Source organism: Clostridium thermopalmarium DSM 5974, from assembly GCF_002995795.1.
Classification (GTDB): domain Bacteria; phylum Bacillota; class Clostridia; order Clostridiales; family Clostridiaceae; genus Clostridium_H; species Clostridium_H thermopalmarium.
On the sequence record NZ_PVXN01000013.1, the window covers coordinates 1 to 16,148 of the forward strand.

At 30.2% G+C, this 16,148-nt stretch carries 17 protein-coding genes, 1 tRNA gene and 1 rRNA gene; 18 read left to right on the forward strand and 1 reads right to left on the reverse strand.

Going from position 1 to position 16,148, the window contains the following annotated elements; genetic code table 11:
• The first annotated feature begins 8 nt into the window (after window positions 1–8).
• The 7 genes from rrf (at window position 9) to CPAL_RS04195 (ending at window position 5,156) form a co-directional block, all read left to right on the forward strand.
• Window positions 9–125 (forward strand): 5S ribosomal RNA (gene rrf, locus CPAL_RS04165).
• A gap of 5 nt (window positions 126–130) precedes the next feature.
• A tRNA-Lys gene (locus tag CPAL_RS04170) sits at window positions 131–206 on the forward strand.
• Window positions 207–419: 213 nt separating this feature from the next.
• Window positions 420–1,556 carry a mechanosensitive ion channel family protein gene (locus tag CPAL_RS04175; RefSeq protein ID WP_061859221.1) on the forward strand — a complete coding sequence of 379 codons (1,137 nt, stop codon included), beginning with the start codon at window positions 420–422 and terminating at the stop codon, window positions 1,554–1,556.
• Between the two features lie 224 nt (window positions 1,557–1,780).
• A complete protein-coding gene (locus CPAL_RS04180; RefSeq protein ID WP_061859220.1) occupies window positions 1,781–2,821 on the forward strand; it encodes a zinc-binding metallopeptidase family protein in 1,041 nt (346 codons plus the stop codon).
• Window positions 2,812–3,810 (forward strand): M42 family metallopeptidase, encoded by a 999-nt coding sequence (locus CPAL_RS04185; RefSeq protein WP_061859219.1) that lies wholly within the window; start codon window positions 2,812–2,814, stop codon window positions 3,808–3,810. Before CPAL_RS04180 ends, CPAL_RS04185 begins: the two co-directional genes overlap by 10 nt.
• Before the next feature lie 61 nt (window positions 3,811–3,871).
• Window positions 3,872–4,138 (forward strand): hypothetical protein, encoded by a 267-nt coding sequence (locus CPAL_RS04190; RefSeq protein ID WP_061859218.1) that lies wholly within the window; start codon window positions 3,872–3,874, stop codon window positions 4,136–4,138.
• Window positions 4,139–4,166: 28 nt separating this feature from the next.
• Window positions 4,167–5,156, forward strand: coding sequence for a zinc-binding metallopeptidase family protein (locus tag CPAL_RS04195; RefSeq protein ID WP_061859217.1), 990 nt, complete (start codon window positions 4,167–4,169; stop codon window positions 5,154–5,156).
• Between the two features lie 3 nt (window positions 5,157–5,159).
• Here the strand turns inward: CPAL_RS04195 and CPAL_RS04200 are convergent, their stop codons facing one another.
• Window positions 5,160–5,756 carry a uracil-DNA glycosylase gene (locus CPAL_RS04200; protein WP_106024140.1) on the reverse strand — a complete coding sequence of 199 codons (597 nt, stop codon included), beginning with the start codon at window positions 5,754–5,756 and terminating at the stop codon, window positions 5,160–5,162.
• Between the two features lie 224 nt (window positions 5,757–5,980).
• On the opposite strand from CPAL_RS04200, the gene CPAL_RS04205 reads away from it, so the two are divergent.
• The 11 genes from CPAL_RS04205 (at window position 5,981) to CPAL_RS04255 (ending at window position 15,504) form a co-directional block, all read left to right on the forward strand.
• Window positions 5,981–6,781, forward strand: coding sequence for an SDR family oxidoreductase (locus tag CPAL_RS04205; protein WP_106024141.1), 801 nt, complete (start codon window positions 5,981–5,983; stop codon window positions 6,779–6,781).
• A gap of 16 nt (window positions 6,782–6,797) precedes the next feature.
• Window positions 6,798–8,672: a BglG family transcription antiterminator gene (locus CPAL_RS04210; protein WP_061859214.1), complete on the forward strand. Its 1,875-nt coding sequence runs from the start codon at window positions 6,798–6,800 to the stop codon at window positions 8,670–8,672.
• On the forward strand, window positions 8,669–9,115 hold the full coding sequence (locus CPAL_RS04215) for a transcriptional regulator GutM (protein ID WP_106024142.1): 447 nt from the start codon (window positions 8,669–8,671) through the stop codon (window positions 9,113–9,115). The genes CPAL_RS04210 and CPAL_RS04215 overlap by 4 nt, the downstream gene beginning before the upstream one ends.
• 60 nt (window positions 9,116–9,175) lie before the next feature.
• Window positions 9,176–10,219, forward strand: coding sequence for a glycerol-3-phosphate dehydrogenase (locus tag CPAL_RS04220; protein WP_061859212.1), 1,044 nt, complete (start codon window positions 9,176–9,178; stop codon window positions 10,217–10,219).
• 86 nt (window positions 10,220–10,305) lie between these two features.
• On the forward strand, window positions 10,306–10,854 hold the full coding sequence (srlA, locus tag CPAL_RS04225) for a PTS glucitol/sorbitol transporter subunit IIC (protein ID WP_061859211.1): 549 nt from the start codon (window positions 10,306–10,308) through the stop codon (window positions 10,852–10,854).
• A 44-nt stretch (window positions 10,855–10,898) separates the two neighbouring features.
• Window positions 10,899–11,900, forward strand: a complete 1,002-nt coding sequence (gene srlE / locus CPAL_RS04230) for a PTS glucitol/sorbitol transporter subunit IIB (protein ID WP_061859210.1) — start codon at window positions 10,899–10,901, stop codon at window positions 11,898–11,900.
• Between the two features lie 28 nt (window positions 11,901–11,928).
• A complete protein-coding gene (locus CPAL_RS04235) occupies window positions 11,929–12,306 on the forward strand; it encodes a PTS glucitol/sorbitol transporter subunit IIA (protein ID WP_061859209.1) in 378 nt (125 codons plus the stop codon).
• Window positions 12,307–12,610: 304 nt separating this feature from the next.
• Window positions 12,611–12,979, forward strand: coding sequence for a GntR family transcriptional regulator (locus CPAL_RS04240; RefSeq protein ID WP_061859208.1), 369 nt, complete (start codon window positions 12,611–12,613; stop codon window positions 12,977–12,979).
• Window positions 12,979–13,674, forward strand: a complete 696-nt coding sequence (locus CPAL_RS04245) for an ABC transporter ATP-binding protein (RefSeq protein ID WP_061859207.1) — start codon at window positions 12,979–12,981, stop codon at window positions 13,672–13,674. The genes CPAL_RS04240 and CPAL_RS04245 overlap by 1 nt, the downstream gene beginning before the upstream one ends.
• Window positions 13,674–14,444 carry a hypothetical protein gene (locus CPAL_RS04250; RefSeq protein ID WP_061859206.1) on the forward strand — a complete coding sequence of 257 codons (771 nt, stop codon included), beginning with the start codon at window positions 13,674–13,676 and terminating at the stop codon, window positions 14,442–14,444. The genes CPAL_RS04245 and CPAL_RS04250 overlap by 1 nt, the downstream gene beginning before the upstream one ends.
• A gap of 118 nt (window positions 14,445–14,562) precedes the next feature.
• Window positions 14,563–15,504 (forward strand): CPBP family intramembrane glutamic endopeptidase, encoded by a 942-nt coding sequence (locus CPAL_RS04255; RefSeq protein ID WP_106024143.1) that lies wholly within the window; start codon window positions 14,563–14,565, stop codon window positions 15,502–15,504.
• The last annotated feature ends 644 nt before the right edge of the window (window positions 15,505–16,148 follow it).

The following is a 16,148-nucleotide window of genomic DNA, read 5'->3' on the forward strand; positions in this document are numbered from 1 at the left end:
AAATAATATCTGGTGGTTATAGCTTGAAGGTAACACCCGTTCCCATTCCGAACACGAAGGTTAAGCTTCAAAGTGCCGATGGTACTGCACTGGAGACGGTGTGGAAGAGTAGGTCGCTGCCAGGTAATATGATTCACTAGCTCAGTCGGTAGAGCACTTGACTTTTAATCAAGTTGTCCGGGGTTCGATTCCCCGGTGGATCACCAAAAAACACTTCATGTAAATGAAGTGTTTTTTTATTTTTTGCATAATCTTTACTACTTTTAAACTAAACTTATAATATCATGCGCTTTCTATACAATGTTAACTTTTTGTTTATTGAGCATAATAGTAAAGTTTATTAAAATAGATTATAATAGCATAATATTATAATAGATTAAGTTAAATTATAGCATGATATATTGTAAGGAGGGATAGTTATGGACGAAGCTCAAGAGGTTTTTCAAGATACCATTGAAACAGTGCATTTTTTAGGAAACAGGATAAATGAAAATACTTTTAAATATATAGCAATATCATTAGGAGTATTTTTATTATTTTTATTGCTAAGAAAGATTTTTACAAAATATATTTTAGGATTTTTATTAAAGATTAGTGGAAATAGCAAAACGGAAATAGGAAAAAAGATAGTAGAAGCTTTTCAACAGCCTGTGAGGGACTTTTTTATTGTATTAGGAGTTTATTTTGCAATATTGTTTTTAGGAAAAGCTTTTATGTTTAATCTTATAAAAGAACCTTTCTTAAATCATTTATATAAATCTGCTAATATTATATTAGCTTCATGGGGATTTTATAATCTAACAACAGAACGTTCTTTGCTTTATGAAGAGTTATCAGATAAGTTTAATTTTAAATTAGATAAGATAGTATTCCCTTTTTTATCAAAGATAATAAGATTTATTATAATCGCTTTAGCTATAAGTCTTGTATTAGATGAGTGGGGACATAATGTAAATGGATTTATAGCTGGTCTTGGGATTGGAGGTCTAGCTTTTGCTCTTGCAGCAAAAGATACTTTAGCTAATATTTTCGGTGGAATAGTTATCATATTAGATAAGCCGTTTTCTATAGGAGATTACATAAAAACTGCTAATGTTGAAGGTGTAGTTGAAGATATAAACTTCAGAAGTACTAAGATAAGAGATATAGATAAGGGATTGGTTACAGAACCGAATTCAACTATAGCAAATTCTACTATTACAAACTGGACTAAAAGACATACAAGAAGAATAGCATTTACTATAGGAGTAACCTATGACACATCTAAAGAACAGCTTCAAAGATGCATTACAAATATTAAAAATATGCTTTTAGAAGATGAAAATATATTAAATGAAAGTATTTTAGTTAATTTTGATAAATTTGGACCGAGCAGTTTGGATATTGCTATTTATTGTTTTACTAATACTGCAGAGTTTTCTAAGTTTCTGCAAATAAAGGAGAATATAAACTTTAAGATCATGGATATATTAGAAAAGGAAGGGGTATCCATGGCATTCCCAAGTACAAGTGTTTATTTTGAAACACCTTTAGTGAAACAATATCAAGATAATTGAATTTAAAAGTAAAAAAAGAAGCCGCGTGTAATTCAGGGGGGAGTTAGTTACGCGGCTCTTTTTTTTATTTAGTTTTCATTTACATTATGTACAGTCTTTAAGAAAAATATACATAACTTATAAATAATTATTATAGTTTTTGGAATAATCTTAATAGGATGTTTAATAAGCTTATATTTTATAAAGCAGATTAAGATATTAAATAATATTAGAAAGGAAGAAAAATGGATATTGTAAAGTTATTAAAGGAATTGTGTGAGAGTCACTGCCCAAGCAGCAGAGAAGATATGCTTTATTCAATGATAAAGAACATATTTCATCCTTTTGGAGATATTTATATAGATAATATGAACAATATAGTTATACATAAGAAAGGCAGAGGAAAAGGAAAAGTAATGATAATGGCTCATTTAGATGAGGTTTTTTTAATAGTTACAGAAATATGTGATGGAGGATTTTTAAAGTTTAAAGGTGTCGGTATAGATCCTAAATCACTAGTATCTCAAGAGGTAGTGATTCACGGCAAAGAAAAAATTTTAGGGATTATAGGTATCAAGCCATCTTATATAATGACTAATGATGAAAAAAATAAGGGAGTGAGTATAGATAATCTTTTAATAGATACTGGATACAGTAAAGAGAGTTTACAAAAGATAATTAAGGTAGGAGATTTTGTTACTTTAAAAGGAGAGTTTGTGGAACTTTTAAACAATAACCTTTCTTGTAAATCCATCGATAATAGAGCAGGGATTACAGCTATGTATGAGTGTGCAAAGGAACTTAACAATTTTAGTAGCGATTTGGATATATATTTTGTATGTTCATGCCAAGAAGAAGTAGGTCATAGAGGGGCAAAGATGGTTAGCTATAATCTAAATCCTGATATAGGCATTGTTATAGATACTACCTTTGACAGTGGACCTATGGGAGATAAAGAAAGGGAAAATATCTTGGGAAATGGACCAATTATATGTGTAGGACCTAATTTACATCCTGAGCTTAATAGAAGGATTATGGATATAGGTAGAAAGTACAAAATTCCATATGGAGTAGAAGTAGAGCCAGGGAACACAGGAACGGATGCTTGGGATATACAAATTACACTATCTTCTATACCTACTTTGCTTTTATCCATTCCTATTAAATATATGCATACGAGAGTAGAGGTGGCTAATTTAGAGGATATAAAGAATACTGGAAGATTAATAGCTGAATTTATTAAAGAGTTAAATGGTAAGGATTTGGAGGAAATTTTATGCTTTTAGAGAAGCTTTGCAACATAGCAGCTCCTTCTGCTTATGAGAGTGATATAAGAGAAATTATTAAAAATGAAGTAAAGTCCTATGTGGATGAAGTTAAAGTTGATAGAATGGGTAATATTATAACACATAAAAAGGGAAATGGAAAAAGAGTAGTAGTTGATGCTCATATGGATGAAATAGGTTTTATTATTACTGGATATAATGAAGATGGAACTTTAAAATTTGCTCCTCTTGGTGTTATAGATAGTAAAATCGTACCTTGTAAGGTAGTTAAGATAGGGAGAAAGGGGATTTATGGAGTAATAGGCTTAAAGCCAATACATCTTCAAAGCAATAAAGAAAGAGAAGAAAATATTAATATTAGCAGCCTTTGCATAGATATTGGGGCCAGTTCTAAGAAAGAAGCAAAAGAAATTGTTCCATTAGGTGAGTATGCATCCTTTACTACAAAGTTTGAGTCGTTTGGAGAGGGTTTAATAAAAGGAAAGGCACTAGACGATAGAGTTGGCTGTGGTGTTTTAATTGAGATTTTAAAAGAAAACTATAACTGCGATTTATATGGAGTATTTTCTGTTCAAGAGGAAAATGAAAATAGGGGGGCCTATATTCCAGCATATAACATAAAGCCAGATTTAGTACTGATTCTTGAAGGAACCATATGTGCTGATGCTCCTAATGTAGAAGAAAGATTAAAGGTAACAAAGCTAGGAGAAGGGCCAGCTATATCAGTAATGGATGTTAGCTGTGTATTTGATTATAATATTATTGAAGAAATAAAGCATATTGCAGTAAATAATTCTATACCATATCAGATTAGAAAGTCCACTGCAGGAAATAATGATGGAGGAGCCTATGTAATGAGTGGAAGCAGTACAAAAGTAGTAACAATTTCAGTTCCATGTAGATATATACATTCAGCTGTAAGTGTTTGTAGTTTAAATGACTATGAAAATACAATAAAATTAACTAGAGAATATTTAAAATCTTTATAATATATTAGATTAGAATATGATAAGTGATAAAATAATAGAATAACGCATAGGGGGGATTATTTTGGAGAAGTGGAAAATGATATTTATGATATGCAGTGGAATCTACTTGTTAATATTAGGTCTTCTGATGGCTAAAAAGAAAGGTGTATCTATGAGTAAAGGTATAGGGATATATAATATTTTAATTGGGATATTATCTTTAATTGGAGGAATTGTAGCATATTTTTTAAAAAACATAGGAGATAAAATATTCTTTGCATTTACTATAGTGCTTGTAATATCATTCATAATTTTTTATGTGCTAAAGATAGTAGATAAAAATAACTAGGCTAATACATAAAGAGGGCGATAATGTTATGGATAAGTTGATGGAAACTCTAATTAAAACTTTTGGGGTAAGCAGCAAAGAAATATATATGAGAAATGTAATAAAAGAGGAAATAGAAGATATAAAAATACATAATAATATAAACATTGAAGTTGTAGAAGATACTATTGGAAATTTAATTATAAAGTTAGGCAAAGGCAGCGAGAAAATAATGATTTGCACTCATATGGATAATGCTGGAGTTATGACTGTAATGATTGAGAACAATGGCTTTATTAGAGTATCTCCAATAGGAAAGCTTAAGCCTGAGAGTTTGGTTAGAAGCTTTGTTAAGTTTGAAAATGGAACTATAGGGAGAATAGATGCATCAAAGGCTAATCCATCACGAGATGATTTATTTATAGATGTTGGAATTTCAAATAAAGAAGTAGCAAGTAAGAGAATAAAAGAAGGAGATTTAGGCGAGGTTACAGGCCAAGGCTTTATAAGCCATAATAGGATTGTAGCCCCTAATTTGCACAGTAAATTAGCTTGCTATGCCCTTCTTAAAGTTATAAGAAGATTTAAGAATATACAAAGCTTAAATAAGGAATTTTATTTCGTTTTTACATCTCAAATGGAAAGCGGGTTTAGAGGGGCAAGAGCTGCTGCCTCAGAGATAAAACCAAGTATAGCCATAGCATTAGATAGCATAGAAGCTGGAGATTATATTGGAGGTAGCTATACATTAAAACTTGAAATGGGTCCAGCTGTATGTATATATGATAAGAGCTTAATTATACATGATGATATAAAAAAACTTATACAAGATACAGCAGATAATTTAAACATTAATCTTCAGTATATTATAGGAGATAATAAAAATGAAGGAGGACTTATACATAAAGAAGTTGGAGGAATTAAGACAGGAGTTATACAAATACCTTGTAGATATATGTATACTTCTGGAGAGATGATGTCTTTTAAAGATATTAATGGTACAATAGATTTAATATATGGAATTATAAAAAAGCTTTAAAAGCTATAATGTTTTTAAAGCTTCTTTTAATTTTACCCAATCTTTTTCGTATAATGATTTGAAATCATCACTTCTATTATAAGTCAAAGAAGAAGGATGATACATTGGAAATACATATCTTTTAAGCTCCTCATTAAAATAAAGATCGCCATGACACTCACCTATGCTTTTAAATTTAGTAAGTCTTTTAAGAGGAATATTGCCGAGAGTCACAATTATTCTGGGATTAACTAAAGCTATTTCATCATCTAAAATTTCTCTAAACAATTCAACTTCAGAAACTTTAGGCGGCCTATTACTTATAGTAACTTTTCCTGTCTTTCCTACTTTCTTTTTTATAGGACGAAAGAAGCAGGTGTTAGTTATCCTTACATTATCTCGACTTAGCCCAATAGATTGAAGATAGGATTCAAATGTTTTTCCCGCCATGCCGACAAATGGTTTTCCTTGTTCAACCTCATTCTTACCAGGTGCTTCGCCTACAAATAAAATATCACAAGGAATTGGACCGCTTCCAGTTATCCAGCCGCCTATCTCTTCAGAGTCATAACTTTCAACCACCTTTTGTATTCGTTCTTTTAATTCTTCTAGCTCTTTCATTTTAAAAACCACCTTATTCACTATTTAATTTTATTATATACTTCGTAGAACCTTGTATCTTGCAGATTTGGATATAATTATTATCTTAAAAGAAAGATAGAATTATACAAAATAGAAGTTTGATTAGTACAATTTTATTGCATTAAATGCAAATTTATACTTGTATTAATTATTATTTCTTTAAATGTTATAATTTAGATAAAAGGAAAAAGGAGGTTGACAATATGAAAAGTAATTGGCTAAATCTCAGCGGTAAAACAGTAATTGTAACTGGAGGAAACTCAGGTATTGGATTGCACATTGCCAATGAACTAAAAGAAAACGGTGCCAATGTTGTGGTTGCTGATTTAAGTGTTGAAACAGGAAAAGGTGATGGTGTATATAATATTAAAACCGATGTAACTTCAATTGATAGCATAAATGCTATGGTAGAAGAAACTGTAAAGAATTTTGGAAAAATTGATGTATTAGTTAATAATGCAGGGATTAACTTACCGAGGTTACTAGTCGATTTTTATAGTAATGAGAGAAAATATGAAATTGATGAAGATTCTTTTAATAAGATGACAATGGTTAACCAAAAAGGCTTGGTATTTACAACACAAGCTGTAGTTAGAGATATGCTTGCAAAGAAGACTAAAGGAGTAATCATTAATATTTCTTCTGAATCAGGAATGGAAGGATCTATTGGACAAAGTCTATATTCTGCTACAAAGGGTGCAGTAAACTCATATACAAGATCATGGGCAAAAGAGCTTGGGAAATGGGGAATTAGAGTAGTTGGCGTAGCACCTGGTATTAATGAAAGGACCGGACTTACTACTCCTGAATATAAGAAAGCTTTAGCATATACAAGAAATATAAGCGTAGATCAAGTTGATATCGGCTATGAGAAAAGTATTCCATTAGGTCGTGTAGGTAAGTTAGACGAGATTGCATACCTTGTTAGTTTTTTAGCTTCTGATAAATCTGCTTATATTACTGGAACGACAATAAATATTACTGGAGGTAAGTCAAGAGGTTAATTGTGGGGGTGTATTTGTGTTAAGTTATGCAAATAGAAATATACTGCTGAATTTATTGCTCTTAAAGAATAACTTGCCTATGGAAGGAATCATTGGAGAAGTAGGTTCAAAAGATGAAGTATGGAACTATGTGAGAGAACTTAATAATATGTATAAAAATGAACTTAAGATTGACATAGCAAAGAATGAAAACAAAATAATGCTCAGTTTTTATGATAAAGATAAGTTTTATAAAAATTTATATATGAGAAATACACATGATTTCAATGATTTTCGGTGTAGGATTGCATATTTGTTCAATGAACTTATTAATAAGGGAACTTATCTTAATATATTAGACCTATCAGATTATATGAATGTAAGTAGAGGTACAGTGAATAATGATTTGAGAAAGGCTAAGAGTTTGCTAAAAAAGTATAATGCTGAAATAGTAGGGGTACCTAATAAAGGAATTAAGTTCAATAGCAATGAATTTAGCAAAAGATTAGTGTTAATTTATGAAGTTTTTGATTATTTCCCAAGTGATATTCTATTAAATAATAAATTTATGAAGCTAATTGAATCATTGGCTAATTACTATAAGATAGATAGTTCTACAGAATATCTTCTTTACAAGACAATAGTGGTAAGTATTTGCAGAATTAAGGGAGGAAATCATTTAAATTTTAGAATTCCAATGTATAAGAATTTTGAGAGTAATAGTGAAGTGTTAAATAATTTTATCAAAAAAGTGGAAAGGATATTTAAAATCAAGTTTAGTAGTGAAGAAATAGATTTTATATCATTTCCTATTAATATAAGAAACTCATCCCACATTAATGCAATGAATAATTCTCAAAACGAAGAATTACTATTTGATATTGTAAGTCAGATGCTCAAGAGTGTAGAGGAAAAGTTTATGATTCATATTGATGAATATGACTTTTTCAACCAAGTAAAATATCATCTATTGTTTCTTATTAATCGGCTAACTTTTAAGATTCCAGTAAAAGATATTTTTTCTAATCAAATAAAAATCCGTTTTCCACTAGCTTTTGAGTTAGCCAAGATGTCAATGAATGTTCTTTATGAGCAATATCGTTTAGTTGGAACTATGGTTGATGTAAGTTATCTTGCAGTATATTTTGCTTTAATTCTTGATGAAAGAAAGTCAAATCATGAGAAAAACAAAACTATAAAAAAAGTTGCTGTGGCAACTAATGGAGGTAGAGGAGTATTTGAATTAATCCGAAGGCAACTTCAAGAAATACTAGGAACAAATTCACAAATTGATTTCTTAACAGTTTCTGATTTAGTAACAAAAGATACTTCAGAGTATGGGATATTGTTTAGTACAGAAAATATAATTACTGATGTACACATGCCAGTTATTTATATAAATGGAATAATTGATTACACATATCTAACTAGGAAAATAAATGAAATTGGAAATAAAGAGTTTAGTTTTATTGAAGATATAAGTAAAATAGTAGATTTTAAAGTAATGCATTTAGATGCTGAAAATGGTTATAGGAATAATGTTAAGATAATTACAAATCGTCTAGTTGAAGAGGGGTGTGTTTCCAATAATATTTATCAGGTCTTCGAAGAAAAGGACAAACAAAGTTCTATGATTTATGAAAATGGAGTTGCATTTCCACATTTAACAGATAAGGTAATTGATAAGTTAAGTTTAACCTTAGGAATTATAAAACCTATTACAGATAGTTTAAAAATTATTTTCTTCTTAGTTATACCTGAAAATATGAATAGTCAGCAAGAAGATTCTTTGATGAAAATCTACGATCAAATATTTACTATTATTAGTAAAAAAGAATTAGTTAATAATCTTCAATATGTTAATTCACTTGAGGACTTATACACTTTAAATGAAAGGAAACTTTTAGCATGAAATTTGAATTTATGGTTCTATTTAGCCTAATAGTGTTAGGAGCTTTTGCATTGCAAAGCTATTTAGCATTTAAGCAGATTAAGCATTTTAGTAAGGAATATGAAAAAATGAGACGAGAAGGTAAAGTGGCTATTGGGAAATGTCCTGGTAAGATACAGTCAGGTACAATTATATTATTTGCCCTTGATGACTTTGGAAGAATAAGATACGGAAAAAAAATGCAAGGAACTACTGTTTTAGCAAAGTTCCGTGATTTTAATAAATTTAATGGAAGAAAGATTAGTGAAATAACATTAGAAGACAGTGAAATGAAAAATGAGCTAAAAATTACTCGTAAAGCAGTAATGAATGCTGTAGAAAACTATAATGCTTTTATGAGTGGGAAAAGCATCTCTGAAAAGAAAACACCATTTGGTCAGTTATATGATAAACTTGTTCACTGATATCTAAGTTTGAGTAGAGTCAAACTTTGGTAATAATATATATTAAGGAGTGGAATTTTTATGAGTATTATAACTTTTATAGGAGCCGGACAAATGGCTTCAGCATTAACTTTTCCAGCTGTAGAAAATGGGAATAAAGTACGTCTTGTAGGTACACCATTGGACAGAGATATTATCAAAACAGCAAGTACTACAGGATTTCATCCTACATTAAAACGCCAATTGCCAAAGGAAGGTATTGAGTACTACCAAATTGAGGATGTATATAAAGCTTTACAAGATACGGATTTTGTACTTTGTGGAGTAAGTAGTTTTGGAGTTGACTGGTTTGCAGATAATATTTTAGGGCTTATACCAGAAAATGTTCCTATCCTTTCAGTAACAAAAGGAATGATAGAAATGGAAGATGGGAGTATGATTACATACCCTCAGTATTTTACTAGCAAACTTCCTAAAGGAAAAAAACTTTCTATCAATGCTATAGGTGGACCATGTACTAGTTATGAGTTAGCTGATAAAGATAATTCAGCGGTTGTCTTTTGTGGAGATGATATAAACATACTTCGTAAGTTAAAGAGTTTATTTCAAACTTCTTATTATCATGTTAGCTTATCAACAGATGTAGTAGGAGTAGAATGTGCAGTAGCTCTTAAGAATGCTTATGCTTTAGGAGTATCATTGGCTATTGGACTAGCAATAGGCCCTGATGGAAATGGAAAAGAGCATTACAATTCTCAAGCAGCACTTTTTGGTCAAAGTGTAAAAGAAATGCGTCACCTTCTAAGATTGGTAGGAGGCGGTGAAGAAAATATAATTTATGGAGCTGGAGATCTTTATGTAACTATATTTGGAGGAAGAACTCGTAGACTTGGAATATTACTTGGGCAAGGGTTAACATTTAAAGAAGCTAAGGAAAAATTAGAAGGAGTTACCTTAGAGTCAATTGTAATTGCAACTCGTACTGGAAACTGTGTTCGTCGTATGGCAGAAAGAGGTCTTGTTAGTTTAGAGGATTTCCCGCTTCTTATGCATATACACGATATTATAACTAATGGTGCTACTGTAGATATTCCTTGGAAAGCTTTTGAAATAGAGAATGTATAAAATATTAATGACTAAAAGGTCAGGCAAGTCAATGCTTGTCTGATCTTACAGCTAGCTAAAATAATTATTATAAAGGAGTGTGTAGCATGGGTGGTTTTATTAAAATTGCTGAAGTGTTCATAGGATTATTTAAAACTGGAGCAGATACCTTTGTAAGCTGGATGGCAAATATAATTCCCCTAGTATTTCTATTAATGATATTTATGAATACTGTGGTCAATTTAATCGGTGAAAATAATGTAAATAAATTTGCACAGTGGGCATCAAAGTATTCTATAATGAGATATATGATTTTACCTTTTATTGCAGCATTTATGCTAGGTAACCCTGCATCATTTACTTTAGGTAAATTTTTACCAGAGTTTTATAAACCAAGTTATTATGCAGCAATAGCGCAGTTTTGTCATACAAGTAATGGTATTTTTCCACATATCAATCCAGGAGAACTTTTCGTTTACCTAGGAATAGCATCAGGTATTGAAAGCCTTGGATTAAGCACTGTTCCATTAGCGGTAAGATATATGATTGTAGGACTTGTTCTTAACGCTGTTGGTGCATATGTAACAGACTTTACAACAGCATATGTGTGCCAAAAGACAGGTATTACTTTAAGCAAAACCCTAATAGAAGAATAGATATATATTATTTTAAGAAATTAAAATATGAGGAGGGTATTCAAGTGGCTAACTATAGAAGTATTAGGATAGAAAAAGGTAAAGGTGGATGGGGGGGGCCTTTAATTATAACACCTACTGAGAAAAAAAATAAATTTATATATATTGTAGGCGGGGGAGAAAAACCTGCTATTGTAGATAAAATAGCTGAACTTACAGGAATGAAACCAATAAATGGTTTTAAGACTTCAGTTCCTGATAATGAGATAGCCCTTGCAATTATTGATTGTGGTGGTACATTAAGATGTGGAATTTATCCACAAAAAGGAATTCCTACAGTTAATATTATAGCAACAGGAAAATCAGGGCCACTAGCAAAGTATATAACTGAGGATATATATGTATCTAATGTAGGTGTAGATCAAATTTCATTAACTGATGAAAAAGCTGTGGAAGCTATACCTGTAGCAGCAAGTACAGAAAAAGAAGAAACAAGATATTCTACAGATAAAAAACTAACATCTCAAAATGCTGAAAAAGGTAGCATTATTGCTAAATTCGGTATGGGAGCAGGTAAGATTATTGCAATACTACTTCAATCTTCAAGAGAAGCAGTTCAAACAGTATTAAATACAATACTACCTTTCATGGGATTTGTTTCAATGCTTATAGGTATTATTCAAGGTAGTGGAATTGGTAATGTTTTTGCAAAAGTTATGGCGCCTTTAGCTGGAAGTGTGTGGGGATTAATGCTTATTGGCTTTATATGCTCTATTCCAATTTTATCTCCACTACTAGGACCAGGTGCAGTTATAGCTCAAATAATAGGAACACTTATAGGAGTAGAAATTGGAAAAGGAAACATTGCTCCAAATTTAGCTTTACCGGCATTATTTGCAATTAATACACAAAATGCGTGTGACTTCATACCGGTTGGACTTGGTCTTGCAGAAGCAGATCCTGAGACGGTTCAAGTAGGTGTTCCATCAGTGTTATATTCAAGATTCTTAAATGGAGTTCCTAGAGTATTTATAGCTTGGTTAGCAAGTTTTGGACTTTATCAATAAGTTATAATGGATAAAGGAGGACAGAATTATGATTTATTCTACAAAGGTAAGGGAAGTTGGTAAAGATAGCAGTGAATTTATAAGCAGTGGTATGATAGTGTTATTTGGATCAGAAGCTCCACCTGAATTAAGACCTTATTGTTTTATAATTGATAGAAAACCATTACAAGATTCTATAGAAATTGGAGACGTTTTATCAATTAATGATATTGAGTATAATATCATAGAAGTTGGTAATCAAGTAAATAAGAATCTAAGAGATTTGGGTCACATAACAATTGATTTTAGAGGACAAGTAGATGATATAATGCCAGGCACCTTATACGTAGAAAAAAAGTCAATACCTGATATTAAAGTAGGATCAGAAATTGTTATTAAGGCAAAACAGTATGAAGACAAAAGGTGATTATGTAAAAATCTTTATATTTATTAATTCTACACAAACATGAAAATTATTTGTGTAATAAGTGTAAAAAGGCTGTTGATAGAATATTTTATCAACAGCTTGAAGCTTTAAAAGCCATAATGTTTTTAAAGCTTTTTTTATTTTATCCAGCCTTCTTTGTATAATGATTTAAAGTCATCAAAGAGAATTCCTAAAATAAATTAAATTTTATTGACATAGTGCGTGTTAGTGTATTATAATAATAGTACACTAAGACGATAAAACATTTAAGAATAAAAGAGCAGCGCTTAATGGGAGGTGTGACATGGAGATAGTATTTAACGACAAAACGCCTATTTACCTTCAGATAATGAATATGATAAAGAAGCAAATAGTTTCGGGAGAATTAAAGGGAGGAGATAGATTGGCTTCAGTAAGAGAATTATCAACAGAATTAAAGGTTAATCCAAATACAATTCAGAGAGTATATAAGGAACTTGAGAGAGAAGGTTTAGCATACACTCAAAGGGGGATGGGAACCTTTGTGACTGAAGATGAGAGTGCGATATATAACTTGAGACAGGATACAGCAAAGGAAGTAATGGAAAGTTTTATACAAGGAATGAAACATTTAGGATTTAGCAATGATGAAATATTAAATTTGGTGTCTAAGAAGTTAAAGGAGGAACAATAATGAATCTTATATTAGAGACAAAGGGTTTATCTAAAAGTTATTTGAATAAAAAGGCTTTAAAGAATGTAGATTTATCTTTAGAAAAAGGAAAAATTCTAGGATTATTAGGGCCAAATGGAAGTGGAAAAACCACCCTTATAAAAATAGCTGTGGGAATTCTAAGACAATCAAAAGGAAGCATCTTAATAGATGGGAAGAAAGTAGGAGTTGAAACAAAGAAGATTATATCTTACCTTCCAGATAGAAATCACCTATATAAATGGATGAAGATAAAGGATGCAGTAGAATTTTTTAAGGATTTTTATAGTGATTTTGATGAAAATAGATGTGAAGAACTTTTGAAGTTTATGGATTTAGATAAGGATTTAAAAGTAACGGCTTTATCAAAAGGTATGATGGAAAAGTTAAATCTCTCATTAGTACTATCAAGAAGAGCTAAACTATATATTTTAGATGAACCTTTAGCTGGTGTTGATCCAGTTGCTAGAGAGAAGATATTAGATGCAATCATACAAAATTACAATGAAGAAAGCTCAATGATTATAACAACTCATCTTGTAAAAGATATTGAGAGGGTATTTGATGATGTAGCTTTTATAAAGAATGGAGAAATAGTTCTATCAGGAAGTGCAGAGGACTTGAGATTTGAAAAGCAAAAGTCTATTAATGAGTTGTTTAAGGAGGTATTTCAATAATGGGTAAACTTATAAAATATGAACTTAAAGGAAATTATAAAATATTTTTAGGAACATTTATCATTACAGCTTTATTGAATATATTACTTTTGACAAGAGTTAATGTTTGGAATTCAGGAGCTATAATCGCATTATTTTCACTAATAACTATGGCACTATTTTTATTAGTTTTAGTATTTGTAGTAAGATCTTTCAAAAATGAGATGTATGAAGACAGGGCATATCTGACCTTTACATTGCCTATAAGCGGTAATAAAATAGTAGCATCAAAAATCATATCAGCATTAATTTGGTTTGCTGGAGCTGCACTTGTGATATTAATATTTGCTGGAATTTTTGTAGGATATTATGCAGGTAAGTCTGTTATAGATGAAATAAATATGTATATAAATATAAAAGCAGTTATTTTAGTGTCAGTATTATTTAGTTTGATTAATTTAATAATGATACTTTTAATGATTTATTTTTCTATAACTTTAACAAGGGTAGCATTAAGAACAAGGAAAATGAGCGGATTTATAGGATTTATCGTATTTATTGCATTAACTGCAGCCATATTTTATATAGAATATTATGTAATAAAGTTATTTCCTCAAACTTTCAATTTAAAAGTAGATTTTTTACAAGGGAATCAAGTTGGTGGGGGAATGGTAACAACTACGAATGGATATATTCATGTAAATATAGCATCAATAATCTATAATATTATAATATATATAGGACTATTTTTATCAACAGGATACCTTATAGATAATAAGATAGATTTATAAAAAATTTATTTAAGAGAACTTGCTGTGTACTAGTAAGTTCTCTTAATTTTTTGTTTAACAAAGTTTTTCAATATTGTAAAATAAATATAGAATACCTAAAAGAAATAGGGGGGATAATTTGGGTAAGGTATTTGTAAATAAGGATAATAAAATAAGATTGGGTTTTAAATTAATAATATTCATACTGGTATATTCAATATTTACAACTTTGTTTATGAATATATTGATAGAATTTGTTAGAATAAAAGTTATTAAAGCCGCACCAGGAATAAAAGGATATCTACAAGCTCAAAATTATCTAATAAGTAATCAGATTGGGTTAACTTTAAGTAAATTAGTGGATACAATGACAATATTCATAGTTATATTTATATTATTAAAGGTATTAGATAATAAGGGCTTAAAAGATATAGGCTTCAATTCAATAAGTGAAAATAGATTTGAATTACTATGTGGACTAATATTAGGAGCCGTATCTATGACAATAGTATTCATTCTATTATTGGTTTCAAATAATATAGTTTTATCTAATTCTTTAATAAAACCCAATTTTTCAAGCAGTATTTTAATAGGAATTCCTTTATTTATTCTAGTAGCTATTAGTGAGGAGACGATTTGCAGAGGATACATATTAAATATTTTAAACCAAATGGAAAAGCCATGGTTATCAGTTGTAATGTCATCTGCTATTTTTGCAGTTATGCATATTGCAAATCCTAATGCAAAATTAGTAGGCATATTAAACATATTTTTAGTAGGACTTTTGTTTTCTTTCATGTATATTAGAACGAAAAGCCTTTGGATGCCTATAGGTTATCATTTCACATGGAACTATTTTCAGGGAAATATATTTGGATTTCCGGTAAGTGGTCAGACACAGCAAAGTGGAATATATATAATCAAAAGTATTAAAGAAAATATTTTTACAGGGGGAGCCTTTGGACCAGAGGGAGGAATTTTAACTAGTATAGTTATAATAGCAGGTATGATTTTTGTTTGGAAATTTACCAATAAGTGGAGAAGTGAAGGCGCACCTATAGGCACAGATGGAGGAGTTTAGGAAGTTTAGAAGTGGAGAAAATAGGACCAGTAGTTAAAGTGGATATTTATAGAAAAACAGCCTTTTAAAATTTATATTAAAGGGAAGAATACGAGTATGGATATAAGAATAATTTCGTCAAATAGAGAGATTATCAACATCAGCTAAACTCAGCGTCTTAGTATCTCCACTTAAAAAAGTTACGCATTTTTCTTATATATCGTATACTTCGCCAAGAGTATCATTATATAAAAAATGTAGCATTAGTTAAAAATATAGAGTAATATTGTGATAAATTCATACAATAATAAATAATGAGCGACATAATAAGATTAATTTTGATAAGATAATCCATGTCATTGTGAAAAACAGGATAAAGTAATTGTAAATAAACAGTTGACAGTAGATGATGTTTTGCTAGTTCAAAACTAAATCGAGCACTCTAGTTTAAATTCTTAGTGAAAAAGTTTAAAAAGAGTGTTGACAAGGAAGTTTTAAAATGATATACTAAATGAGCTGTCAGATGACGGCGAAAAAGAAAAGATTTGGTCTTTGAAAATTAAACAGAATTAAGGTAAATAAAAGCCAGTCAATGACTTATGAGTAGATTAAACTTTTAATATGAGAGTTTGATCCTGGCTCAGGACGAACGCTGGCGGCGTGCC